Raw genomic sequence first — 24396 nt, forward strand, 5'->3', positions numbered from 1 at the left:
ATATAATCCTGGTTCTCTAAAGACGGTTCTGATAAAGCTTTCTTTCGTATGAATGTATGTTTCTTCAGATTACGGTATTCAGAAAACGCAGATTGCAGCTGGCATCAGCAAATAAAAATGCCGTATTCGGCAAAAGGAACATCGTATATGTCCAAAAAAATTTACGTCGGCAATCTTAACTATGCCACCACGGAGGATACTCTGAAAAACAGCTTCGCCGCATTCGGTGAAGTCACTTCAGCAGTAATTATTAAAGACCGCTTTACGGATCAGTCGAAAGGTTTCGGCTTTATCGAAATGGCGGACGAAGGTGCGGCTGACAAAGCGATTGCCGACATGAACGGCAAAGAGATCGACGGCCGCCGTGTGCGCGTCAATGTCGCCGAAGAGCGCCCGCCACGCCGCCCGAGATTCGATAACGGCGCAGAGCGCCAGTAGTTGTTCACCGCGCTTTACATTTAAAAGATTTTAGAAAGCCGGCTGCGGCGATGCATTCCGGCTTTTTTTATGCTATACTCCGTCTTATGAACGGTATTCCCTCAGGTTTTTCCGATTACGTTACCGACGGCTGCGACAGGTGTTCGTTTATCCGATCCTACCTTGCACGGCGCGGCGTTGAAAGCGTCGTATTGCCCGTCGCGGGGAAAAATCACGTATATGTTAAATTTCCAACGTCGCAGTATAATCCTCAGTTTCGAATAAAAACGGTGATCGCGCATTACGACCGCGTCCCCGGAAGTCCCGGAGCGAACGACAACAGCGCGGCGAATTTTTGTCTCATGGATTGGGCAGAGCGCCTTGCGAGCCGCTTCGATTTTCACAATGTCCGCCTCCTCTTTTCGGACGGTGAAGAGTTCGCATCGGGCAGCGTCGCTTCTCAAGGCGCGTTTTCGCTCGCTTCCCTTTTTAAACGGCTCGGCATCACAAACGATGACGTGTACGTGTTCGATTGTATGGGGCGCGGCACGATTCCGATCCTTCGCAAAACGGTTTTGCCGCTTGCCGTACCCTATACCCTTCGGACGCGTTTTGGCGCACTTGAAGACAGAGCCGAAGCGCTGCTTCGCCGTTCGACTTCACGGCGATGGCTTACGCTTCCGTTCGCATACAGCGACAATGCGGGTTTTATCGCGTGCGGCATTCCCGCCGTCGCTGTGACGATGCTGCCGGAAGACGAAGCGGATAAATACTTCGCCGCGCTCATAAAAGAAAAATCGCTCGAAAACTACATTGTCAATCATACCGTCGATGCAAAAAGCGATGCCGAAGAGAAAGAAAAATTATTAAAATTACAGGCGATGGTGCCTGAAACGTGGAAGCTGATAAACACGGAAAACGATACCGAGCGGACGCTGACTCCCGAAAGCTTTTTCGTTTTCGCATCGATCCTCGATGTGCTCGCCGACGAAAAAACGCTTGTAAGCTGAGATGCCCCGCCGATCGAACGTTCCGTATTATTTGCGAACGAGCGGCGCGCTATTCGTCCATGATGGTGATTTCGACGCGGCGATTTCGCGACCTGCCTTCTTCGGTTTGATTTGTTGCAATCGGTTCCGCCGCTCCTTTTCCCTGCGTAAATACGTGATACGAATCGCGTACCCCGAGGACGATCAAATAATCGGCGACGGATTGGGCGCGCTCTTCGGAAAGTATTTGCCGCGCTTTTTCGCTTCCGCGCAGCGCCGTGTGCCCCGTAACGAGCAAATCGTTTTTATACGCTTTTAAGATGTCGGCTATCTTTTCGAGTTTTCGTTTTTCACTCGCACGGAGAACGGCCGAATCGGGAAGAAATTGAATTTTTTCGAGGCTGATCGTCAATCCTTTTTCGCCTTTTTTTACCGACACGTCTTCGAGTCCGAGTTCCGCGACGCTGTCTTGAATTTTCTGCATCGTGCTGTCGTCGTTGACGCGCTCGAATTCGGTCACTTCAGCTTCCGCTGTCCCTTGAAACGTGAACGTGTCGCCGTAATAGGTTTCGATGACGATTTTGAAATTTTCATGATAGTGATCGATTTCGCCGCGCTCGTTGTCCCAGTAGAGCGTTTGATGCGAATGACCCATCGTGATTTTCGGGCGATTGAGCAGTTCCGCAGTTCGAGCGGAAATATCTCCCTGCCGTACATTGATTTTCGGACTTTCGAAATACAGATTGTACCGGACGTCGATAACGTTGAAAATCCTGCCGTCGGAATTTTTAACAATTCCCTTATAACGGTATGAAGCCGTAAACGGTACTTTAAACGGCTTTTGCAGAGCGAAAGTACGGCGAAGATCGTGCGCTTCATGCCCTTCGGCGCTCCACGTGTCGCCCGGCTTGACGGGCGTTTCGGGAAAGATCGGGCAATCGCGGACGACCGGCATAAAATACACATCGTCCATCGAGTATATGCCGCGCGCACTTCGCGTAAATACGCTTTTGTATTCATCGCCCCACGAAAAATGCGCGCCGTTTGCGCTGCTCGTCGAATCTTCGGAAGACATAAACGTCGCTTCGCACACGCCGCTTCCGTCGTTGTGTACGTCGACGATCTTTGCGGAAATGCGCGTTACGATTTCCGCGTGATGATTTTCTTTGCCGTTGACGAAAACGTCTTCGTGGACTTTTGAAAGCGTGCGGTATGAATCGCCTTTTTTATATTTAAACGATAAAGTTGCAGACGGGACGCTCTGCGTGATAAGCGTTTCGTTTTCAGAAGTTTTGCTTCCCGCCGCCTGCGGAAACAAGAGCGCGCCGGACATAAAGGCGCACCAGATAAAGCAGCGGATTTTTTTATCGATCGAAAAAAAGGACATGGCAACTCCGATAAAAACTTTTGCGCATCCGGTGGGATACGTTGCTATCATTATCGGCGGAAAGAGGACATATTTTTAGAGACTGCGGCGTCGAAAAAAACGGCTGATTGAAATGCCCCACGGAAGCGCACCGCAGCACGGGTGAAAGATTCCGCAGCTATCGATGCGCTTTTAAAATTTCCGAGCAGCCGCCGTTCAATCTGAATCATTTCGCCGAAAAGCGGATTTTCTGCCACAGCTCGTCGTACTTTTCAAGGTTTTCGCCGATATCGAGTTTCAGCTCGCAGTGTGCCGTCTCTTCGGTCGTATACATCGGCGTCGTCGTCATATATTTCGCAGCTTCCGTGTTGACCGAGGGGGGAAAACGGAACCAATCGAGGAATTGCGCATAGATTTCCGGCCGATGGATAAAATCGATAAACTGCATCGCAAGGTCGTAATGCTTTGCGCCTTTTAAGATGACCATCGAATCGATATACATGGGGCCGCCTTCTTTCGGTATAAAAAAGTCGATCGTGTCGGCTTGTTTATCTTCAGGGACTTCCCCGTATACGACTTCGGCGTACCCTTGGCATACCCAAAAATCTCCGGCGGCAAAGGATTTGCCGAATCCTTCCGCATCGAATTTGACAAGATTCGGTTTCCAATCGTTTATTATTAAATTCGCAGCGCTTTTGAGTTCGGCATCGCCCGTCGAATTGACCGAATATCCCCGATACGCGAGCGCATCTCCGATAACTTCGCGCATATCGTCCATCATGGACGCATGACCCCGTATGCGCGCGTCGGAAAAGATATTCCAACTTCGCTCGTAATTTGAAAAGTACAGTTTGTTTACGGCGATGCCCGCCGCTCCCATATAGTACGGAACGCAGAACTTCATCGTCGGGTCGTATACGGCTTTTTCGAGAACGAGCGGGTTGATGTATTTTTTATTTTCAAATCGATTCAAATCGATCTCTTTCAGCATACCCTGTTTGAGCATGATCGACGCGTAGTCCTGCGACGGAAAGGCGATATCGTAGCCGGACGCACCGGCCATGAACTTTGCATACATCACTTCGTTTGAGTCGTAGGTATCGACTTTTACCCGGCAGTCGTATTCGCTTTCGAATCGGCGGAGTGCGGCTTCGGGCACGTAGTACGTCCATGTAAAAAGATAGAGTACGTTCGATCGTTTGCGTCCGCCGCTTTCTTTCGAGCAGGATGCAAAACCGAAAACGCAGCATACAAGCGCTGCAATCAAAATGCCGTCGATGATTTTTTTCATAGTTTCCTCAAAATAATAAAATAGCGCCGCGAAAGGTGCGCCGTCTTTGCATCATGCACCGTACCGTTTGTCATTATGATACGAAATGCCGGCTGCAGCAAAGAAAATATTTAATGAGAAGCCGCTACCGTTTTGAGTCCCTTTCGAAGCGCGAAGGCGATAAGGCAGGTTGCAAGGATCATTACGCACGAAAGCGAATTGATGACGGGAGAGACGCCGAAGCGTATCATCGAATAGACGTACAGCGGCAGCGTCGTCGAACCCGGTCCCGACACGAAAAAGGTGATTACGAAGTCTTCGAGCGACATCGTGATCGCGATGAGAAAGCCCGACAGGATGCCCGGCAAAAGAGAAGGAACGACGACTTTGACGAGCGTCTGCAATTCCGTCGCGCCCAAATCGTGCGCCGCTTCGATGATCGAAAAATCGAATTCGTCGAGCCGTGCCTTTACCATGAGATAGACGAAGGGCAGACAAAATGTCGTATGCGCCGCAAATATCGTAAAGAGTCCGAGCGGTATGTGCACGCGGCTGAAAAAGATGAGCGTGGAGATACCGACGATGACTTCGGGTAAAATCATCGGCAGATACGTAACGCCCTCGACAAATTTCCGTCCGCGAAACTTATACCAGCTGCAGCCGATCGCTGCGAGCGAGCCGAGCAATGTCGAAACGGCGGCCGACGTAAAAGCGACGATGAGGCTGTTTAAAAGCGCCTCCCACAATGATCGGGAATCGAAAATGAGCGCTTTGTACCATCTGAGCGAAAGGCGCGTAAAGTCGGCGCCCTTGCTGTCGTTGAACGAATACGTGATGATAACGACGAGCGGCAAAAACAAAAAAACGAGCGTGAGCGCGAGCATTACATTTGCAAATGAAAATATTGCAGCGCGCTTTTTCCACGATTTTTTCGCGTGCCGCGCGGGTTCGGACTGCCGCCGTTTTTTTACCGCAGGAAATAACAGAAAAAATATATTCGTCATTTTGTCACCCCTCCCGTAAAACCGTGAGCGTTTCCGTTTACCGAATAGACCTCATCTTTTACATTCGAGGATTTGAGTTTGGCGTCGCGTTTGTTTGCGCGGCTGATCCATAAAATACCTGCGACGCTGATAAGCGTTATGATCATGGAAAAAGCGGCGGACAGCGGCCAGTTGCGCGTCTTTTGCACTTGATCGACGATGACGTTTCCGAGCATATACGAATCTTTGCCGCCGACTAAAAGAGGCACGGCATAGGCGCCGAAAATCGGGATAAACGTAAAGATGACGGCCGTTACGATGCCGCTTCTGATTCCGGGAATGAGCACTTTTATCATTGCCTGCACTTTGTTCGCACCCAAATCGCGCGCGGCTTCGAGCAGCGAAAAATCGAAGCGGTCGACTGCGGTAAAGATCGGCAATATGGCGAACGGCAAATACATGTACACGGAAACGAGGATGACCGCGTTTTGATTGTACAAAAATTGTATGTAATCTTTTGTGATGCCGAGAGATATGAGAATTTGATTTAAGATGCCGTCGTTGTTGAGGATCGACATCCACGCGAAAACGCGGATGAGCGAATTCGTCCAAAACGGAATGATTATTAAAAAAAGCAAAAGCGTTTGCCGGCGGCTTCTCGCCATCGCGTATCCGCACGGGATCGAAACGAGTACGGTGAGCGCAGTCGAAACGATCGTGATCTTGAGCGTCCGCAGCACGAGTATGCCGTAATTCGGGTTGAACATCTGACGGTATGCGTTGAGCGAAAACCGCCCTTCGACGCCGCCGTACAATCCCTTTTTCAAAAAACTATAGATGAAGATGATGACCAGCGGCGCGATAAAAAATATAAAAAGCCAAACGCCCATCGGCCATGCGTATGCCGTACCCTGATTGATCGTATCGTCTTTTGCCGCGGAAGGTTTCGTATCCGTCGTTTTCATTTTTGTATGTCCTCGACGATATAGCCGTCTTCCGCCGCCCACGAAATATAGACGTCGTCTTTCCATTGGATGGCCGGTCCGTCATCGAAATAAATCGTATGCTGTTTGAAAACTTTGACGAGCGCGCCGTTTTCGAGCCGCACGTAAAACTTCGATTGAAATCCCGAATACACCGGTTCTTCGACGATACCTTTGAACACGTTGATGTCGGTGCGGCCGTGCGTTTCCGGCGGTTCTTTCGTGATGCGGATTTTTTCCGGGCGGATCGTAAAAGCGACCTTTTGTCCCTTTTGCGTCGGACCGTAGTCGGTTACCTGCATATAGCGGTCGAGGCTCGCCGTCGCTTCGGTATCGCTCGCAAGCGGCGCTTGATGACCGAGCGCGGGAACGGAACAGGTAACCATGTAGTCGGGATCTTTTCCCGGCGTTTGATGCGGCACGCAATCGACGACCTGCGCTTCGAAGAGGTTCGTTTCGCCGATAAACTGTGCAACGAATTGCGTCGCAGGGCTTTCATAAATTTCGAAGGGTGTTCCGACTTGCAGCACGTGCCCCGCATTCATAACGGCGATGTGATCGGATACGGAAAGCGCTTCGCTTTGATCGTGCGTCACGTAGATGAACGTTATGCCGATTTTATCGTGCAGATTGTCGAGATCGATGAGGAGATTTGCGCGAAGCTTTGCGTCGAGTGCGGAAAGCGGTTCGTCGAGCAGGAGCACTTTCGGCTCGTTTATCAGCGCGCGTGCAATCGCAACCCGCTGCTTTTGTCCGCCCGACAGCTGATTCGGTTTTTTATAGATGTGCTGATCGAGCTGTACGAGGTGGATGTAATGCTTCACTTTTTCATCGATCGTTTCTTTCGGCACTTTTTTTAAACGCAGCGGAAACGCGACGTTTTCGTATATTGAAAGATGCGGAAAAAGTGCGTAGGTTTGAAAAACCGTATTCGAATGGCGCTTATCCGGCGGAAGAGGGGCGACGTTCGTTTCATCGAACAGTACCGCGCCTTCGTCGGGATATTCGAAGCCCGCTATGATGCGCAGCAGCGTCGTCTTGCCGCAGCCTGAAGGACCGAGGAGGGAAAAGAATTCTCCCGGCTCGATTGTAATGCTGATGTCGTCGAGAGCGATAAAATCGTTATCGAATCTCTTCGAGACATGCTCGATGGTAACCCGGCTCCCTTTCACTTCAAGCAACCTCGGTATAATGGGATGACAGAGCCGCGCTCAAAACGGCTCAAATGTAGGCACATTATATACAAAGGGAATAGGGTATGCAAGAGCGCATAATTCCGAGCAGTGCGGAGGAATTATGCGCGTCTCCTATAAAAGAAAAACGCTACAGGCGTTTTTCGACTCTCGAGTTAAAAAGAGTAAATCCGAGCAGTGCGCAGGATTTACGAGCGTCTCCTATGAGAGAAAAACGCGTCAAGCGTTTTTCGACTCCCGACTTATCAGAGCGATTTCGAGCAGTGCGGAGAAATCGCGAGCGTCTCCTATAAAAGAAAAACGGCTTGGCCGTTTTTCGACTCCCGACTTCCTCGAGCGATTTCGAGCAGTGCGGGACTTGCAACGAGCGCGTTAGCACGAAGTTCCCTGTGACTCTATATTTATTTTATAATTTTCTAACACCGGTTATTGACCCTTGCCGTTTCATCAGCTATATTTTTTGTTACAATGACGACGAAAGAGAAAATTGAAAAACAGGGACAAAAGGAAATCGATGAAAAAAACGCTGCCCCTAGCTGGCTCGCACCTATACAAAAAGCGAATTTGTCAAAACTTGTTGTAGATAAAATCAAAGAAGGAATAATTAATAAAACTTTAAATCCTGGTGATTTTCTTCCATCGGAGAATGAATTGTCCGAAAAGATCGGAGTCGGAAAGTCAAGTGTAAGAGAAGCGGTCAAGATGCTTGAAGCGCTCGGAGTCGTTAAGATTAGAAAAGGATATGGCAGTCAGATCGTGGACTCCATCGATTCTTCCGTATTGAATCCGCTTGTATTCCAACTATTGCTTATTAACAGCACCGAGAGTCGACAGAAGCTTCTTGAATTTAGAATTATGTTTGAAATATCCGGCAGTATGCTTGCAATAGACAATGCAGTGGATAGTGATATAGAATTGTTAAAAAATAATTTAGACGCTACAAAAAATGCGTTCGCACAAAAAATACCGACGATTGAGTTCGATAAACGATTTCATATGATAATGTATGAAAGTACGCATAATTCTTTTATCGCATACATTGGTAAAACAATAATGGAATTATTTCACAATACGCTTATAACATCAAACACAAAATATCCTGAAACCGTTATCGCGGATCATGAAAAGATCTTAGGTGCGTTGATTGCACGCGATAAACAGGCGATAAAAGATGCGATTGAAAAATCGCTTGATAAATGGTACATCTATTCTCTCGAAAAATAAATTATGCTTTGAAAAGATGCATTATATCTTAAAAACGATTTGGGAGAAGAAACTTATCGATAATTTATTAAGACAACGTCCTCTGTTATAGGTTATATTTTAGATAATCGTATAACCGCCGTCAATATATATTGTTTGTCCTGTTGTATACGGGGATGCATTGGATGCATAATAGATTACCATGCCTGCAATATCAGCTTCGGCATTACCTAGACGGTTCATCGGTATGTGACGAAGTATCTCTTCCTTTATTTTTGAATCTTTGAATAAGACACTTGTGAGTTCTGTTTCAAACCAACCCGGTGCGATTGCGTTAATCCTGATACCGTATTGCGACCATTCGACTGCGAGTGCTTTTGTTAATTGCACAACTGCAGCTTTTGCTGCTACATAGGAAACAATATGCGGTCGGGCAATAGTTTTTGCATTTATTGAGGCAATGTTAATAATTTTTCCGTGGGTCTTATTTTCTATCATATGCTTTGCGATTCTCTGACAAGTAAAAAAAACGCCTTTTAATTGCGTGTTCTGTACTATATCCCAATCTTCCGCCGTATATTCCAAAGCAGGTTTACGTATATTGATGCCGGCGCAATTTACTAAAATGTGAATTTGCCCTGTTTGTTTGATAATAGTATCGATTGCTTGCTGTATTTTTTTTACATGCGTTATATCAAGTGTTGCGGCAAATATAGGTGCGCCTGTCTTTTGAGCGATATCGTTGACGATTTTTTTACACATTGCATAATTTCTGCTGGCAACGATAACGCGTGCACCGGCGTCGATGAGTCCCTCTGCTATACCCTTCCCGATACCTCCGCTTCCTCCGACAACAAGTGCCGTCTTACCTTCTAATGAAAAAGAATGCAGTATGTTCATTTCTTATTATAAAAATAAATTATTAAACAGCCTCACATGGTTTTATGTACGCATGCAAGGCCGTATTCGAAAAAATGCTATGCGATAATCGCTGCGACGAGAACTACAATCATCGTAAAGACGGCGAGGAATACACCGGCGATAGTATACGATTTAAGACCGCCTTTTACGGTATATCCCGACATATTCGTTACAACCCAAAAGCCGCTGTCGTTCACATGTCCGATACTGATACCCCCGGCGAGACAGGCAAGTGCAATGAATACGGGATGCAGCGCTGTAAGTCCGGTAAATCCGGCCATAATATTCATCGTAGTGATGGATGCTACCGTACCGGAACCGAGCGCTACTCTGAATAAAACGGCGATGCCGAATGCGAACAGCACGATTATGACGGGAGATGCGCCGACTGTCGTAAATTGTTGTGCGACAAGTTTTGCGAATCCTGTCTGACTGATCACTTGTCCGAATGAACCGCCGGCACCGGTGATGAGCAATACGATGCCGGATGAAGCGACTGCACTGTCGACAATATCACCGAGCCGATTTTTTAATGCTTTATGTGCGATAATATATGCCGCCAATGTTCCCAAAAGCATGGCGACCACCCGGTTGCTCAAAAAGGAAATGAACACCGATTTGACGCCGAACACACCGCTTACGGTATTTAAGATAATACAGATGACAGGAAGTACCAGCGGAACAAGTGCAGCTGCGAAAGATGGAGCGTTCGGAGGAATCGGTTCGCCCTTTTCAACGGTGATAATACCCGTTTCGTCTTTTTCTTTATTCCAAAATCCTCGATCGAGCATTTTAAAGTAGATAATCAGCCCGAAAAGACAGGCACCGAGACAAACCGCAGCACCGGCGATAAGCATAATACCTAAATCAAAATGGAGTATGGATGCTGCTGCAAGAGGATTCGGCGTCGGCGGTATAAGCGTATGTGCGCCCGCCGCGCAGATTGTGACGGCTCCGACCGCATAGGGCAACGGTTTTTTAAGCGTTTTGCTCATTTCGATTGCGAGCGGTATTAAAATGATAAATGTGATATCAAAGAATACGGGAATCGAAAGTAAAAATGCTGCGAAGCCCAGTGCAAATAGCGCATATTTTTGTCCGGTCTTTTTTATGAGCGTTTCCGCGATGATACGTGCTCCGCCGCTCTCTTCAAGAAGTTTTCCTAAAATGCATCCGAGTCCGATAGGGAGACCGATGGCACCCATCAAATTTCCGAATCCTTTGCCGATCGATTCGACGGTTTCCATCAATCCCATACCGCAGCCAAGTCCCATTACGAGACATCCGAAAATCAAAGCGATCGTCGGATTCAGTTTTAGCTTTACGATCGAAATCAATATTACTGTGATTGCAATAACGAGTACCAGAATGATTTTGGTAATTTCTGACATACAACCTCCAAATGTGCGATTGCACATCGCGGTAATCACTTTAATTTTTTAAGTGTTCTTTCTTCCGCCTTTGTTAATTCACAATTGAGCGCTTTATCGCTCAGTGATTTTAATGTTGCCAATTCCTTTTCTCTTTGTTCCTTTTCCCATTCTTCAGCAAAATTGCCGTTCTTGATGTTGTCGTATTTTTCTTTGAGAAATTTACGGATTTGCGTCGGATCAAATTTTTCGTAATTCGTAAGTTGTCCGTATTGACTCGTATGTGAATGAAAGGGGAGCTGCTTGAACATTCCCATCTCCGCTGCCTTTTCCATCATATACATAGGCTCTCTTGACATATACGCTTCCATCAGAACAGCTTCTTCGGGATGTCCTTCGGCGACATGCAGTTTAAATGCTTCTACGAATACGTGGTAGATAATCGGCCAAATACCTTGTTCGGTCATCAAGTCGAGCATCGTTTCATCGATAAATTTAACTTCGATTGCACCTTTTTTTGTTGCACCGATCGCTTTGCAAAGTGCTTTGCCGTATTCAAGCGCTTTGCCCGACGCGTCCTGAGCGACACCGACGAATGCCGGTGATCCTTGTCCGCGTAAATACAGTTGCCGTACGCCGTCGCCGATCATTCTCGGCGCTGCCATAACGATATCGACGAATTCGGGAGGAGTAATTTTATGAAACGTTATATTGTATGCAGATGCAAAATTAATGATATCGCCTTTTTTCAGTCCGGGAGCAATTTGCTCTTTGAAAATCTCTGGGGCAAATTCATCCGGCAATAAAATAAAAATGATATCTGCTTTTTTACATGCTTCGGCGATTGAAAATACTTCAAAGCCGTCGCTTTTTGCCTGTTCATATGAACTATCTTCCCTGCTTCCGACGATGATGTGCTTGCATCCCGAATCCCTCATATTCAGTGCCTGTGCACGTCCCTGATTTCCATAGCCGATTATCGCGATTGTTTTATCGGCTACCAGCTTCAAATCCGCATCCTTGTCATAGTATATGTTTGTTGCCATGACAAAACCTCCTTCGATAGTTTTTCGATCCATCTTTGTTGACATATGGCATCTGATGTCTGTCATCAGATATATTCAGTATAACACAGATTATCGGGTTGTCAATTGAAATTTCTCAGTTTTTAACAAAAATTCCGTATATTTCCGAAAGCATTTTCCCCTTAGCGATTTCATTTGTTCAATAAAAAAAATTTAAAGTTCTATTGACATTACAATAAGACTATCGTATATTATTTAATGTAACAACAAAAGAACATCACTGCAGTGTTGGTTGACTCGTTTTCGCACTGTACGCGGAAACAGCAAGCGCGACGGACGGCGGACAGTCCGAAGGAGAAAAAGATGGAAACTATGAAAATGGGAAAACGCGACTGCAAGACGGTTCAGCTTTCAAAAGGGACGATGGATGTGTACGATTTCGGCGCGATCAAGCTGCATGCGTTTAAGACGAATGACCCGATGAGCGACGAATGCTTTTTGATCGAAAAAAACGGCAAGGTTTTTATGATCGAATCTCCGTGCTTTTTCGACAACATCGCCGAGCTGACAAAGTATATTGGGGATATCGGCGCGGACTATGCCGGCACCGTCATCGCCTACCATGCCGCAGGCGGAAGCTTTATGCCGGAAAAGCCTGTTTATTCAACAAAAAATGCGGACGCGTACGGTCATACCGGCGGAGGTGCAGCATTGGTGAACAACTTTGCCGCGACTTTCGGCAAAGCCTTCGACAAATCGCTGTATAAGACGACGAACTTTATCGAGGGCGATACGCTTAAAATCGCGGACGTCGAATTGAAAATCGTTCGTACGCAAGATGCCTTCGATATCGAACTGCCGGAAATCAATGCGGTGTATACGCATATGCTCGGTCACGACGTACACTCGATTGTCGCCGGCAGTGCTCACGCCGATGCGATTATCGCCCAGCTTGAAGACTATATCAATCGCGGTGTCGGCTTTATTCTCACGTCGCACTACACGATCGAAGACCTTTCGGACGCAAAGCAAAAGATCGCATACCTTCGCGACCTTAAAAATATCGCGCTGAAAAATAGGGATGCGTCGGCGTTTAAAAAAGCGGTTCAAGAAAAATACGGATCGTACGGCGGACCCAACTACCTCGATATGACCGCGGGTATGTTTTACGCAAAATAAATTTGATCGACGAAGATAGGAGCTGTCAGAACACTCCGGTTTTCGGGCAGCTTTCTTAATGCACGGTGTTACCGTTCGCCGCGGGCGCTTTTTGCCTGCGGCGTTTTTCGGTATACTGTGTGAAGTATGAAAGATCAAACGCTTACTATAGAAGCCGCCGCTTGTCTCAATCGTTTGGGTTTGCAGTATAGGGCGCCGGAGACATTCAGCCTATGAAAATCAGTGTTCGCTTTACGGCGGCGATACACACGCTGCTGTGCATCCGGTATTTTCAAAACGAATGCCGCGTTACTTCGGATTTTATCGCGTCGAGTACGGGCGTGCATCCCGTTATTATACGAAAGATTTTATTGCAGCTGCAAAAGGCGGGACTTGTCGAAACGGCTGCGGGCGTCGGCGGCTCGCGTCTTACAAAAGATGCGAATGCGATCACGCTGCTCGATGTATACCGAGCGATCAACGAAAGCGGAGAAGCGCAAAACGTATTCGCTTTTCATCCGCAGCCGAATAAAAAATGTCCGATAGGGAAAAACATTCACCGTATCCTCGATCCGGTATTGGAAAGCGCGTTCGGCGCGATGGAGGCGGAACTCGGTAAAACAACGCTTTCGAGCTTATTCGTACAATTGCCGAAGTAAACGGTGTTTTTATAGACAAGACGCAAACGATATGCCGCTACCGAGCTTTTTCAAAAACGCGGCACACTTCGTATATGTACGCTTCGTGGTAATCTTTGTCGGGATAGCAGTCCGCGTCGATGGTTTTATCGACAAAAAGTTTCGGGTCGAAAAACTGCGAATACAATTTTTTCCCGACGATGACGAGTTCGGCTTCCGCTACGGCGACGGTGCCGTTTATCGGATAGGGACTGATGCCCGCCTTTTTCCACTTATCCGTATCGCGGCCCGAAATCGTACCGCAGATTTTCAGCGCTTCCCGATATCGTTCCGGCAAAAAAGAGAGCGTTACCAAATCGTACGAATCGATAAAAGTTTTTGTAAAGCGCTGCGGCCGGATAAAAATCTGCACGACGTTTTTTCGCCACAAGCCGCCGAACATACCCCAGCTCGCCGTCATCGTATTGCAGTCTTTTTCGGTTCCGGCGGAGATAAGCATCCATTGTTTTAAAACTTTCGAAAAGGGATTAAACGAAAGATCGTCTGTCGATATTTCGCGAAAGAGTACCATATCCATATTATAATTATTTTAAATCATCACATCTCCGGCGTCAATACGGCTCTCGCCAATCCTCGTCAATACGGCAGCCGAGACAGCGCCATATACAGCAGTGTGCCGCCGAAGATGCTCACCATCGCGTTCCGTTTCCATACGTGTAAAATCGCCGTCGCTCCGAGCGCAATGACGGACGGAAGCCCCCACGGGCGGGACGTAAACTCGATGTCTTTAAAGCAGTATACGACGAGGATCGCTATGATCATCGGCGGGATATATTTTTCGACAAAGGTGATGATGCGCGGCGGATCGCGGTACGAAAACAGTATAAACGGAAAGGCGCGCGTCGCAAAGACGATGAGCGCGGATATGCCGGTCGCGATGAGCACTGCAGCGAGAGTAAGCGGGGTCATAGGGGAGTCTCCGTTTCGGTTTTGAATTTTTTGCCGCGTACTGCGACGAGGGCGGCGAGCGCAAAGGCGATTGCAGCGATGAGTATATGCCCCGACGGAAAAAGACCGCAGCGGGAAAGGACAACGGCGGCGAGCGCGGCAAGGGCTCCGATGAGCGGAGGCGTGGCGTCGCGCGATTTGGCAAGCTGTTCGATGAGCAGCACCATAAAGAGGGCGGTGAGTGCAAAGTCCACGCCCGCGAGCGAAAACGGAATGAATTGCCCCGCAACGGCTCCGATGACGCCGCCCAAAATCCAATACAGGTGGTCGAGCAGGGCGATCGTGCCGTAAAACGCGCCTGCGTTTGCGCCTTCCGGTACGGTACAGTTCGTAAGCAGCGAATAGGTTTCGTCGGTCAGCGCAAAGATCAGATACGGTTTCCATGCACCGACGTTTTTAAAACGCGTGATAAGCGAAAGACCGTACACGATGTGGCGGATATTGACGAGGAGTTCCGTGAACGCGATCGCACCGAGCGGCGCGCTCGACGCAAACAAGCCGACGGCGACGTATTGTCCCGCACCCGCGTACATCGTTATGCTCATAACCGGCGCGATCCACACCGGATAGCCCGCGTTTACGATCATCAAACCGAAGGGGATCCCGATCGCCGTATAACCGAACAAAACCGGAATAGTGATTTTTGCCGCTTCGGCGAAATATCTGCGCTCCATCATATCCTGCCGTATTGTCTCCGATTTCGATATGTATTTTGCAGTATATCGTTTTATAAAAACTAAGTCGAGCATTTTACGGGGCGCTTCTATCGATCGGCAAAATACGCTATACTTATACTCATGCTTTCTCACTATCTGTGGATTTTTTTTATTGCAATGATACCGCTTATCGAACTGCGCGGCGCAATTCCCGTATCGCAGGCGTTTACGCCGCCCTTGCCGCTTTTACAGTCGTACGCCGTCTGCATCGCGGGTAATATGCTTCCCGTGCCGATCATCTACCTTTTTGCGAGAAAATTTCTCGAATGGGGCGCGGACAAAAAAATCATCGGAAGCATCTGTACGTTTTTTCTTATTAAAGGAAAAAAAGCGGGCAAAAAACTGCAGGCAAAAGCGGGACGGGGACTTTTTGTCGCGCTCATGCTCTTCGTCGGCATACCGCTTCCGGGAACGGGCGCATGGACGGGAACGCTTGCCGCGAGCGTCCTCGATATGGATTTTAAAGAAACCGTGCTCGCCGTTACCGCAGGCGTCATCATGGCGGGCGTCATCATGGCGCTCGTGAGCTTGGGCGTGTTCGGTGTTATCCGGTAAACGCGTATCAATACAAACGGTTGGAAAGTATAATGAAAATCGGTATTATATAATTAGAAGAGAATTTATATGAGAATGCAATGTAATTCCTATTTGAAAGTTCTGCTGCTCGCGGCTTCAACCGGTATTTTTTTATCATGTACGGAACTCGTCACCGCACCGACGATGCAGGCATTGGACGGTTCACAGAGCGGAGGAACAAACAATACTATCGCATCTCCGCAAAACCTTTTCGCCTCACAAGGTGAAAAACGTACCATCACACTGAGCTGGACGGAAGTACATAAAGCCGTGCGTTACTATGTGTATGCCTCTCCGACACCCTTCGGTAATTTTCCGAAAGTCGGAGAAACATCCACACGTTTGTATACTTATGACGCTATGCCCGGCGTGACACGGTATTTTAAAGTAACGGCCGTATCCTACGCAGGCACGGAATCGAAACCGAGCTTAACTGTTTCCGGAACAACGCTCGCACAACCCGTCATCAACGACATACAGCAAACCGAAAATACTGACAGCGTAACGATCTCTTGGTATATGGAAAATACCGATGCCTATTGCGATGCGCTGCAATATACGATTACGTGCCGAGGCAATTCCGATGTTATACGGACGGAAACGATTGCGGGCGGAGCAAACGGAATATCCGCACCGACGTCGTATACGTTTACAAATCTGAAGCAAAATACAAAATACAAATACACGGTCGAAGCGTTTTTAAAAACCGCACAGGAAGCCGTTGAAACAAGCGATGCGGTCGATGCGGAAACGGCTGCTTCGTTAAAACCGAGCGCACCGGATAATATGCATGCGACGGGCGGCGTTCTTACAAATATGATTTCGCTGTCGTTTACGCTTCCTGAAAAAGCGAATGTCAAACAGACAACGGATATGGGTACGGGCGGTCAACAGTCAATCTACAGCAAATATCCGCTATATTTCAAAATCGCCCGGCGTATCGCAGCCGGTGATACCGGCACGGAATATTCATGGATGCCGCTGGAAGAAAAAATTTATTATTCTCAGTCAGCGACAAATAAATGGACAAACACGGAACCGACTTCCCTTGAAGCATATAATGCGGCATATACGGAAGGTGCTACCGTCACGTATATCGATACATCGGATCTTGTGCGCGGCATAAAATACGAATATAAAATCCAATCGTATATCTATAAAAAAAATACGACGTCATCTTCATCATCTTCATTTGCGGTAGGTTGGGAAGCTGCCGTTCCGCTGTTCGAATTATCGAATATTACGTCCGTTCCCGATAACGAATCGCATCCGACAAAGAACATCAAAACATCGGTGCGATTTAAAGCGGCTTGGACGTCGCACGGTAAAGAAAGCGATTACGTATTTATCGTCAAAGAAGATCACAACGATATTGCCGATAATTACAGCGGCTCAAAATATATGCTGTACGAATCCCTCGCAGGCGTAAACGCCGCCGTGCTTACTTATGACACCCAAGATGCGGCAAGCACAAACTGCGGGTACTATACGTATACGATGTATATCGTTTCAAAAACTTTTCCTCACGGCGCCGCCGAACTTGAAACCGCGGTACACAATGCGCTCGACTCCGCTCCGGCGCAAAAAAGCGCACTTGTTACATCGGAAATCGATTTACCGAAAGCGTCTATCACAGTCGATGACGGATACGGGGACAAAGCGGTAATTTCGTGGAATTACGACAGCGAAACGGACTATACGCTTAAGCGCTATACCGCCGACGAAAACGGATACAAAATCGAAGGCACGCTCAAAGAAACCGATAACGCGGCACTCGGTACAACGGGCAGCTACACCGATACCACGCTTGAAAACGGAAAAGCATATATCTATGTGCTGTGTGCAAAATACAAGACGGGCACGATTACCATTCTATCCGATCCCGTAACTGCGTATACGCTCGGCGTTCCCTTCGTAACGTTCGATGCCGATTCTCCGGCATACAGCGCGATCACGATTTCATGGAAGCCGGTACAAAAAGCGGATATCTATACCGTCACGTTGACCTGCGGCAGTATAACGGTAACGGGCACGCTCGAAAAAAATACGACGGGGTCTTCATATACGGCGTCCGAACACACTTCATATACGATAGGCGAAACCGGTCAAATCATCTACACGATCGGTAAACCTGCAGGATATGCCGACGCACAGATTTCGGGAAAACCTTTTACCTGTACGGTATCGGCTTCAAACAGTAAAGCCGCAGCAGCGTCGGCTCCGATACAAGTGCGTACGCTCGGGCCTGCCGAAACGAATGTCACGGCAACCCTTGCACAATCCGCCGATCGAATCACGGCAACATGGAATACGGTGCAAGGTGCGGCAGGCTATTTCGTACTGCGCGACCGATGCGATATTTTAAATGACAAGATTCTTTCAAGCGACGTATATTTCGTACCGGCAACTCCGACCGGCAGTACAAATGAAATACAAGCGAATAAAGAAATCATCTCCGGTGCAAGTGCCGTCATAACCGGCAATACAATCACGCTGACCGACACCTATACGGCATCTCCGGCAACGGGTATGACCGTTTGGCAAGACAATCAGGATAAACTCGCATGGGGATACCCGTATCGCTATACCGTATTCCCCGCGAAAAGCGCAGACGATGTCTACGACGTTTCAGCCGTTTCGGAAAACGGAAAGCGTACACAGGTAACGATACGCGATGTCGTCTATCAAAACGTCGATAAGATTTTTGCTGCCGGTTCCACGCTCGGCTGCGGCTTTGCAGTCACCGCAACAAAATCCGAAAGCCCCGATTCCGTTACGATTGTATGGCAAAAGCCGTACGGAATAACGACGCAGGAACCGAAACTGTGGCGAAAACGCATGACGGGAAGCGGGGCGCAATGGGAAAAAACGACGGAACTTGTCGATGCGCACGGCAACTTTGTCGTCGCTCCGACGGGAAACGAACGTACCGTTCCGTACGGCTATGCCGTCGTCTACAGCGACGAAGCGCCGCACGCGACATACCTCACATCGCTTTCCGTCTCCGATCCGAAAAGTCCGTCGGAACCGCTCAACAAGGGCTATGCATTTGCGATCACGTGTACCGCGGATAACATAAAAAACGGCATCGCAGCGGGATTCGGAGAACGGATCGGGTGGACGCTGTGGAATTACGACGAACGCGCGGTCGGACCCGATCCGGGAAAAACGTATGAGCTGTACATCAAAAACAGCGACTATAATGCGAACTGGAATAAAATCGCAACGGTTTCGCAAGACGGAAGCGTTACCCTAAACAATAAATCGGAGTACGCGGTGACGATCACACCGTCAAACGAAAGTTTGAGCATCATCCCCATACTGACAAACGACACGCATTCGGGCTTGCTGCAAGTGCTGCGCGACTATAAACACTATGCAAAGATGGAAATAACGAGAACTCTTTCGGACGGAACGCATATCACCGCATCGTATTCGGACGGAGATCCGTTCGCATACCGTGAAATCACACCGAAAGAATTCGCCCTCGTTTCGGCGCTGTCGCTCGCTACGGCAATGTACCGCGACATGAAAAATGAAACGACGGAGTTTCTCGAATACAGCAAAGAAGGCACGTGGTGGACGAGAAGGATCTTTTATTTTAATAAAAATAAGGGGCCGTTTTTCCAAACGATATCAGGAACGCTGCGCTGTTATGCCAGCGCGGTCGGCCCCAAAATGCCGAAAAAATACGGTCACTACGATAATAAAAACTGGGGTGATCTTGGAGGAGGCGGAGATCCCGATCCCTGTACGCTGACGCTCGCATCGCAAAGCATATACACGGGCTCGGCGACGATTACGTCTATGAAAAACGGAGGCGGAAGCTATACCGTTAAATACCGTTCGGAAGAAAACGGTAAAAATTTCAGAGAATTCGTTTCGTCGATATTCAGCTACGGCGACCTTAAACCTCCCGAAGCGTTAGATTGGTCTGCAACGGAAAACAAATGGAAATGATACTATGAAACATACGACACCTATTCGATTATGTATGGTTTTGTCCGCCCTTGCGTTCGGCTTTACGTCATGCCATCAATTTTTTCAAGGCAAAATAGACATGACGCAAAAGGGCAGGAGCGCAACGCTGACGGATCTTTTGTCGAATGCCAAACCGATTACGCAGCTCGATAAACCGGCACAGATTTTCGTTTCGCACGGCAAAAATGCGGATGCGGTAAAAATTCACATAACATGGAGCGCGGTAACGGGAGCGGCGTCGTACCGGCTTGAACGGGCAGTTGCACAGGCAAACGACGACGGTACTTTTACCCGTCCCGACGAAAGCGAATTTGAAATCATCAAAGCGTCCGGTACAAACCCGATAACATCGAGTTATATTACGGGAACATCCTATACCGATATCATCCTCAATTCCGAAAGTGCAAAATATTCGGATAAAGAATATACATACGGCTTCTTTTACCGTGTAAGCGCAGAAAACGCATACAAAAAATACGATCCGAGCGTATTTACCGAATCTACAGCGGGTACACTGTTTGCGCCGCCCCGCTCTCCTCGTGCGAGTCTCGGCGATTCGGAAAATTACATCATGTTTACATGGGAAAAAAGCGACAGCGTTTCATATTACCGGATCTACCGAAGCGAAAACCGAGACGGAACGAACGGTTTGTATCTCGGCAGGGTTGCGGCAAATCAAAACCAATACAAAGATACTATTCCGTCCTCCCAACAGGGAAAAGAATATTATTATACCGTGTACGCACAAAACGCTGCGGGAAATCTAAGCGTCGCGAGCGCACCGGCGCTCGGTTTTACGCTCATAGCAGGCGCACCTCCGAAAGTACAAAACGTACGCGTTACGGACGGACGGGGCACTGCCGTAGATCACATCACCGTTACATGGGATCCCTCAAGCGGCACCGATATCACATACGCGGTATATCGTACGAGTTCCGTCGACAGCGCGTACTTGCTGTGCAGCAACACCGTAACACAGACATCCTATACCGATACCCAGTCGTTGAAGCCGAACGTGTACTATTATTATCAAGTCCAGGCTGTCAAAACGGTTGTCAACAGCGACGGAACGACGACTGTTACAAAAGGACCGTTTTCGGCGTCGTCGCCGACGGATGCGCATCCCGCAGAAGCGTATCTGCTCAGTCCGCCGGCATCGTTCGAAGTGTCGAAAGTGCGCGGATCAAGCCCGGCAAAAGTGCTGTTTAAATTTCCGGCAGCGCTCGGCTCGTCCGAATGTCTTACCAATTCGAATATCTACCACGATTACAATACCTATACGTATCGCTTGTTCGGCGGCACGACGCCCGATACCGTCAGCACGAAAATACCGGTATCTATGCCGGCGGCGATAAACGGCTATTACGAAGTCGAAGCGGATCCCGGCAGCCATAAATTTTTTACGGTTGCAACGGTGAACGGAACCCAACAAAGCGCAGCGAGCACGGTAGCGGCTCCCGCCCCTTACGAAGCAAAGAACGTAACGGCGACACGGCATAAAGCCATAGAGGGCTTTAGCGATGCCGGCAGCGCTAACTCTTCAGGAGTATACCCCGTACGGATCACGTGGGATACGCCCGATGAAGGAGCCGACGGCGGTTATTATATATATCGTTCGACACAAAAGACAAACGGCTTCAGGCGGATCACCGAAACGCCGGTAACCGAATTGTCCTATATCGATAAAAACGATACGGCAAAGACGGGAACCTATTACTATTATAAAGTGCTCTCGCTCAACAGTCTGCTGCAAGGAATAAATTTTACCGATGCGGTGTGCGGATACGGTGCGCTCACCTACGACCAATATTTTAGGGAATACAACAAAACGATAAAACGTTCGCATCAAAAACTTACCTTGATGCACAAACCGGGAACAAGCGCGCTGGGAAGCGAAACGGTACAAGGCGATATCGGCGGCAAAGTGCAATACGAGGCGAAAATGAGCGGACTCGGTGCGCGCATAACGATGTACTACAACGGCTACTGCGACTATTACATAAGCGGCAGTGTACAACTCGGCATTTATTTTACACTTACCGGAAATACGAACACAAGCGCAAACATAAGTGCCAACGGAAGCATGGACGGAACGGTCACCTGTACGGGTATGTATCCCGGAACGATCGTATACGATAATATCGAAATAAAAGGCGGTAATGCCGGCGGCGGCCATTATGTTGTAACGCCTGAAGGATTTCCTGCAGGCAACGTAAGCTATGCGATCGGTCTTGAATAAATCATAAGGGGCGTAAAAATGAAACGGTGCAAAAAATTATTATTTTTTTCGATTATCTGCTGCATCCAGTTTGTCATACTGTCGTGCTATACGCCTTCTCCGCTGTATGGGACATGGGCAGATAACAAAGGAAACAGAATAACCTTTGTAAACGACGGATCGTATTCCGCATCGATCATCGACGAAACGGGACAAAAAACCTTGTATGAGGGATCGTGGACGGTTTTCGATAATGTGCTTATTTTGACAAAAAATTCCGGCGGAACAATTGATACCGAATGGGATATTCGCGGCGCAATGTTGTATCTCAACTGGGTAGACAACAATAATGAAACGCAGGCATTGACGCTCTTTCATATTTCAAAATAGGATACCTATGAAAAAATATATATTGCTGTTGATGATCATTCCGCTGTTATCGTTGTCTCCGCTTTTCTCCGCAGATCAAGAGGATGTGGGACAGGACGATTCCGTCGAGCTTAACCCGAAAACGAAATTTCCTGCGATCAAAGAAAAGCCGTTTATCGTTTTTAACGAAGGCGTAACGGTATCACAGATAACGCGCCTCATAAAGCAGGACAAGTACAACAGAAGCAATTTCGTATGGCAAAATTATCTTGTCGGATTGTATTGTGAAGCGCAAACCGAAAATATAAAACCCGTTGACAGTCTGCTCCGTATAGCCGTGTATTACCCGTTCAAGCATACTTTCAACGGCATGGATCAAAAAGCGACTCAGCCGATTTTATATGCATTCGATGTATACTACGGACCGTTTTTTCAAACGGATATGTGGAAATACGTCTATATCAATTTTTCTTTCGGACCGCATTTTTTATATGAGCTGTCGGATGAATATCATCATATACAGCTCGGAGGCGCCGTCCTTCTCGGCTTGGAATTGCCGGTCTTAAAACGATGGACTGTCATCAATAACGGGATATTCGCCGTCGATTACGGCAATATCGGTTCAAACCGTGCGATTGCACCCTATGATTTTGTTTGGCAATATCAGCTTGAGCTCGGCTGCAGATACAGCAAGCGAAAACAAAATCGGTATACGTATATCCGCAAACTCGATAAAAAAGCGGCAAACATGAAAAAAACACAGGATCCGCAGGCGGAAAACGACGGTTCCGTCATACCGGAATCGGAACATACGGAAGCGGAATCCTGAAAGACGCGGCCCGCCGCACGAAGTGCGGCGGGAGACGCCCGTATTATTAATTTTCGAATTTTTGTGCAAGCGGCCGGCGAGCGCGTCAATGCAATTACGACGAGATTAAAAAATTCGCGCATTTTATCGGATACCTTTAAAAACTCAGGTTTTCAAAATCCGCCGTTCCGTTGAAGTGCGATTATTTCTTTTTGCCCTGATTCGCGACGCCCGCCATTTTTTCGGCGATCGCTTTTTCGTCGCCGAGGTATTTTTTTCCGATCACTTTGAAGTTGTCGTCGAATTCGTATACGAGGGGAACGCCGGTCGGAATGTTCACTTCCAAAATCTCTTCTTTCGTCAGGTTTTCAAAATATTTTACGAGGGCGCGAAGCGAATTGCCGTGCGCAACGATGAGCACGCGCTCGCCTTTTTGCATGTGCGGTTTGATTTCGCTTTCAAAATAAGGAACGGCGCGTTCGATCGTCGTCGCAAGGCTTTCGGTCAAGGGCAGCACCGATTTGTCTTTTACCGTGCGGTATGCTTCCTGCAATCGGGGACTGCGCTCGTCGTTTTCCGTCAAAGCCGGAGGCGTTACGTCGAAGGAGCGGCGCCAGATTTTTACCTGATCTTCGCCGTATTTTTCGGCGGTCTCGGCTTTGTTCATCCCCTGCAGCGCGCCGTAGTGCCGTTCGTTCAGCTTCCACGTTTTTATAACGGGCAGCCATTCGCGATCCATCGAAGCGAGCGCAAAGTTCAGCGTGTGTATCGCGCGTTTTAAAAACGACGTGTAGCAAATGTCGAAATCGAAGCCTTCTTTTTTCAATGTGACTCCGGCTTGTTTCGCTTCTTCCTGCCCCTTTTCGGACAATTCCACATCCGTCCAGCCGGTAAAAAGATTCAATTTGTTCCATTCGCTTTCACCGTGCCGAATAAGTACCAATTTCATATTTACCTCTTATAAAAAAAATCAATCATGCACACGCCTGCGCGACGAGCGTAAAGTTCAAGCAGCGCACGACTTTACGCTATCATAGCGCATTGCGCCGTGTCGGGCAACCGGAGCGTATACGTTTTTTGGAGAATATATTTTCCGCTGCGGTTACCTTGCCCCATTTTACGGTATGCCGGCACCCTTGCACGACGGCGTCCCGCCCTTCGTCAACGGATGCAACTTAATGTACACCGTCACACACGTATACCG

Annotated in this window: 22 protein-coding genes; 10 read left to right on the forward strand and 12 right to left on the reverse strand. The window is 48.1% G+C overall.

Features of this window, described 5'->3' with window-relative positions; all coding sequences use genetic code 11:
• Positions 1-147: 147 nt before the first annotated feature.
• On the forward strand, positions 148-438 hold the full coding sequence (locus IZU26_RS09360) for an RNA recognition motif domain-containing protein (protein WP_038081031.1): 291 nt from the start codon (positions 148-150) through the stop codon (positions 436-438).
• 86 nt (positions 439-524) lie between these two features.
• Positions 525-1427, forward strand: coding sequence for a M28 family peptidase (locus IZU26_RS09365; protein WP_433278563.1), 903 nt, complete (start codon positions 525-527; stop codon positions 1425-1427).
• Positions 1428-1476: 49 nt separating this feature from the next.
• Here the strand turns inward: IZU26_RS09365 and IZU26_RS09370 are convergent, their stop codons facing one another.
• From IZU26_RS09370 to IZU26_RS09390, 5 genes are all read right to left on the reverse strand, one after another.
• Positions 1477-2793 carry an OmpA family protein gene (locus tag IZU26_RS09370; protein WP_433278565.1) on the reverse strand — a complete coding sequence of 439 codons (1317 nt, stop codon included), beginning with the start codon at positions 2791-2793 and terminating at the stop codon, positions 1477-1479.
• Between the two features lie 205 nt (positions 2794-2998).
• Entirely contained in the window at positions 2999-4063 is a 1065-nt protein-coding gene (locus IZU26_RS09375) for an extracellular solute-binding protein (protein ID WP_433278567.1), read from the reverse strand.
• 110 nt (positions 4064-4173) lie between these two features.
• Entirely contained in the window at positions 4174-5046 is an 873-nt protein-coding gene (locus IZU26_RS09380; protein ID WP_310822198.1) for an ABC transporter permease, read from the reverse strand.
• Positions 5043-5990 carry an ABC transporter permease gene (locus IZU26_RS09385; RefSeq protein WP_433278569.1) on the reverse strand — a complete coding sequence of 316 codons (948 nt, stop codon included), beginning with the start codon at positions 5988-5990 and terminating at the stop codon, positions 5043-5045. The genes IZU26_RS09380 and IZU26_RS09385 overlap by 4 nt, the downstream gene beginning before the upstream one ends.
• Positions 5987-7180, reverse strand: a complete 1194-nt coding sequence (locus IZU26_RS09390; protein ID WP_021330313.1) for an ABC transporter ATP-binding protein — start codon at positions 7178-7180, stop codon at positions 5987-5989. The genes IZU26_RS09385 and IZU26_RS09390 overlap by 4 nt, the downstream gene beginning before the upstream one ends.
• Positions 7181-7669: 489 nt before the next feature.
• Here IZU26_RS09390 and IZU26_RS09395 point away from each other — a divergent pair, with 489 nt between their 5' ends.
• The gene (locus IZU26_RS09395) at positions 7670-8425 is read left to right on the forward strand and encodes a FadR/GntR family transcriptional regulator (RefSeq protein WP_433278571.1); all 756 of its coding nucleotides are present in this window, start codon (positions 7670-7672) and stop codon (positions 8423-8425) included.
• Positions 8426-8524: 99 nt separating this feature from the next.
• Here IZU26_RS09395 and IZU26_RS09400 read toward each other — a convergent pair whose 3' ends face one another.
• The 3 genes from IZU26_RS09400 to ilvC all read right to left on the reverse strand — a co-directional run bounded on the left by IZU26_RS09400 (position 8525) and on the right by ilvC (position 11741).
• Positions 8525-9304 (reverse strand): SDR family NAD(P)-dependent oxidoreductase, encoded by a 780-nt coding sequence (locus tag IZU26_RS09400; protein ID WP_433278573.1) that lies wholly within the window; start codon positions 9302-9304, stop codon positions 8525-8527.
• Between the two features lie 77 nt (positions 9305-9381).
• The gene (locus tag IZU26_RS09405; protein ID WP_433278575.1) at positions 9382-10716 is read right to left on the reverse strand and encodes a GntP family permease; all 1335 of its coding nucleotides are present in this window, start codon (positions 10714-10716) and stop codon (positions 9382-9384) included.
• Between the two features lie 35 nt (positions 10717-10751).
• Entirely contained in the window at positions 10752-11741 is a 990-nt protein-coding gene (gene ilvC, locus IZU26_RS09410) for a ketol-acid reductoisomerase (RefSeq protein WP_038080996.1), read from the reverse strand.
• A 342-nt stretch (positions 11742-12083) separates the two neighbouring features.
• On the opposite strand from ilvC, the gene IZU26_RS09415 reads away from it, so the two are divergent.
• Together IZU26_RS09415 and IZU26_RS09420 are read left to right on the forward strand one after the other, a co-directional pair.
• Positions 12084-12899 (forward strand): hypothetical protein, encoded by an 816-nt coding sequence (locus tag IZU26_RS09415; RefSeq protein WP_433278577.1) that lies wholly within the window; start codon positions 12084-12086, stop codon positions 12897-12899.
• Between the two features lie 212 nt (positions 12900-13111).
• The gene (locus tag IZU26_RS09420) at positions 13112-13537 is read left to right on the forward strand and encodes an Rrf2 family transcriptional regulator (RefSeq protein WP_310822203.1); all 426 of its coding nucleotides are present in this window, start codon (positions 13112-13114) and stop codon (positions 13535-13537) included.
• A gap of 37 nt (positions 13538-13574) precedes the next feature.
• Here the strand turns inward: IZU26_RS09420 and IZU26_RS09425 are convergent, their stop codons facing one another.
• The 3 genes from IZU26_RS09425 to IZU26_RS09435 all read right to left on the reverse strand — a co-directional run bounded on the left by IZU26_RS09425 (position 13575) and on the right by IZU26_RS09435 (position 15201).
• Complete coding sequence (locus IZU26_RS09425; protein ID WP_239447026.1) at positions 13575-14087, reverse strand: flavin reductase; 513 nt, start codon at positions 14085-14087, stop codon at positions 13575-13577.
• 65 nt (positions 14088-14152) lie between these two features.
• Positions 14153-14485, reverse strand: a complete 333-nt coding sequence (locus IZU26_RS09430; RefSeq protein WP_433278580.1) for a branched-chain amino acid transporter permease — start codon at positions 14483-14485, stop codon at positions 14153-14155.
• Entirely contained in the window at positions 14482-15201 is a 720-nt protein-coding gene (locus IZU26_RS09435) for an AzlC family ABC transporter permease (RefSeq protein ID WP_433278582.1), read from the reverse strand. The genes IZU26_RS09430 and IZU26_RS09435 overlap by 4 nt, the downstream gene beginning before the upstream one ends.
• Positions 15202-15321: 120 nt before the next feature.
• Here IZU26_RS09435 and IZU26_RS09440 point away from each other — a divergent pair, with 120 nt between their 5' ends.
• The 5 genes from IZU26_RS09440 to IZU26_RS09460 all read left to right on the forward strand — a co-directional run bounded on the left by IZU26_RS09440 (position 15322) and on the right by IZU26_RS09460 (position 23213).
• Positions 15322-15795: a COG2426 family protein gene (locus IZU26_RS09440; RefSeq protein WP_310822207.1), complete on the forward strand. Its 474-nt coding sequence runs from the start codon at positions 15322-15324 to the stop codon at positions 15793-15795.
• Positions 15796-15888: 93 nt separating this feature from the next.
• Entirely contained in the window at positions 15889-19776 is a 3888-nt protein-coding gene (locus tag IZU26_RS09445; RefSeq protein WP_433278584.1) for a fibronectin type III domain-containing protein, read from the forward strand.
• A 4-nt stretch (positions 19777-19780) separates the two neighbouring features.
• Positions 19781-22036, forward strand: coding sequence for a hypothetical protein (locus IZU26_RS09450; RefSeq protein ID WP_433278586.1), 2256 nt, complete (start codon positions 19781-19783; stop codon positions 22034-22036).
• 18 nt (positions 22037-22054) lie between these two features.
• On the forward strand, positions 22055-22405 hold the full coding sequence (locus IZU26_RS09455; RefSeq protein ID WP_021330338.1) for a hypothetical protein: 351 nt from the start codon (positions 22055-22057) through the stop codon (positions 22403-22405).
• Between the two features lie 7 nt (positions 22406-22412).
• On the forward strand, positions 22413-23213 hold the full coding sequence (locus IZU26_RS09460) for a hypothetical protein (protein WP_021495751.1): 801 nt from the start codon (positions 22413-22415) through the stop codon (positions 23211-23213).
• Positions 23214-23394: 181 nt separating this feature from the next.
• Here IZU26_RS09460 and gpmA read toward each other — a convergent pair whose 3' ends face one another.
• Positions 23395-24141 carry a 2,3-diphosphoglycerate-dependent phosphoglycerate mutase gene (gpmA, locus tag IZU26_RS09465; protein WP_021330399.1) on the reverse strand — a complete coding sequence of 249 codons (747 nt, stop codon included), beginning with the start codon at positions 24139-24141 and terminating at the stop codon, positions 23395-23397.
• Positions 24142-24396 lie beyond the last annotated feature (255 nt).

It is taken from the genome of Treponema sp. SP13 (genome assembly GCF_050938355.1).
GTDB classification, from domain to species: domain Bacteria; phylum Spirochaetota; class Spirochaetia; order Treponematales; family Treponemataceae; genus Treponema_D; species Treponema_D socranskii.

What these genes read in the sequence shown, in the direction of transcription:
- IZU26_RS09360 (WP_038081031.1), top strand. Translation starts at nt 148, where the DNA reads ATGTCCAAAAAAATTTACGTCGGCAATCTTAACTATGCCACCACGGAG.
- IZU26_RS09365 (WP_433278563.1), top strand. Translation starts at nt 525, where the DNA reads ATGAACGGTATTCCCTCAGGTTTTTCCGATTACGTTACCGACGGCTGC.
- IZU26_RS09370 (WP_433278565.1), bottom strand. Translation starts at nt 2,793, where the DNA reads ATGTCCTTTTTTTCGATCGATAAAAAAATCCGCTGCTTTATCTGGTGC.
- IZU26_RS09375 (WP_433278567.1), bottom strand. Translation starts at nt 4,063, where the DNA reads ATGAAAAAAATCATCGACGGCATTTTGATTGCAGCGCTTGTATGCTGC.
- IZU26_RS09380 (WP_310822198.1), bottom strand. Translation starts at nt 5,046, where the DNA reads ATGACGAATATATTTTTTCTGTTATTTCCTGCGGTAAAAAAACGGCGG.
- IZU26_RS09385 (WP_433278569.1), bottom strand. Translation starts at nt 5,990, where the DNA reads ATGAAAACGACGGATACGAAACCTTCCGCGGCAAAAGACGATACGATC.
- IZU26_RS09395 (WP_433278571.1), top strand. Translation starts at nt 7,670, where the DNA reads ATGACGACGAAAGAGAAAATTGAAAAACAGGGACAAAAGGAAATCGAT.
- IZU26_RS09400 (WP_433278573.1), bottom strand. Translation starts at nt 9,304, where the DNA reads ATGAACATACTGCATTCTTTTTCATTAGAAGGTAAGACGGCACTTGTT.
- IZU26_RS09405 (WP_433278575.1), bottom strand. Translation starts at nt 10,716, where the DNA reads ATGTCAGAAATTACCAAAATCATTCTGGTACTCGTTATTGCAATCACA.
- ilvC (WP_038080996.1), bottom strand. Translation starts at nt 11,741, where the DNA reads ATGGCAACAAACATATACTATGACAAGGATGCGGATTTGAAGCTGGTA.
- IZU26_RS09415 (WP_433278577.1), top strand. Translation starts at nt 12,084, where the DNA reads ATGGAAACTATGAAAATGGGAAAACGCGACTGCAAGACGGTTCAGCTT.
- IZU26_RS09420 (WP_310822203.1), top strand. Translation starts at nt 13,112, where the DNA reads ATGAAAATCAGTGTTCGCTTTACGGCGGCGATACACACGCTGCTGTGC.
- IZU26_RS09425 (WP_239447026.1), bottom strand. Translation starts at nt 14,087, where the DNA reads ATGGTACTCTTTCGCGAAATATCGACAGACGATCTTTCGTTTAATCCC.
- IZU26_RS09430 (WP_433278580.1), bottom strand. Translation starts at nt 14,485, where the DNA reads ATGACCCCGCTTACTCTCGCTGCAGTGCTCATCGCGACCGGCATATCC.
- IZU26_RS09435 (WP_433278582.1), bottom strand. Translation starts at nt 15,201, where the DNA reads ATGATGGAGCGCAGATATTTCGCCGAAGCGGCAAAAATCACTATTCCG.
- IZU26_RS09440 (WP_310822207.1), top strand. Translation starts at nt 15,322, where the DNA reads ATGCTTTCTCACTATCTGTGGATTTTTTTTATTGCAATGATACCGCTT.
- IZU26_RS09450 (WP_433278586.1), top strand. Translation starts at nt 19,781, where the DNA reads ATGAAACATACGACACCTATTCGATTATGTATGGTTTTGTCCGCCCTT.
- IZU26_RS09455 (WP_021330338.1), top strand. Translation starts at nt 22,055, where the DNA reads ATGAAACGGTGCAAAAAATTATTATTTTTTTCGATTATCTGCTGCATC.
- IZU26_RS09460 (WP_021495751.1), top strand. Translation starts at nt 22,413, where the DNA reads ATGAAAAAATATATATTGCTGTTGATGATCATTCCGCTGTTATCGTTG.
- gpmA (WP_021330399.1), bottom strand. Translation starts at nt 24,141, where the DNA reads ATGAAATTGGTACTTATTCGGCACGGTGAAAGCGAATGGAACAAATTG.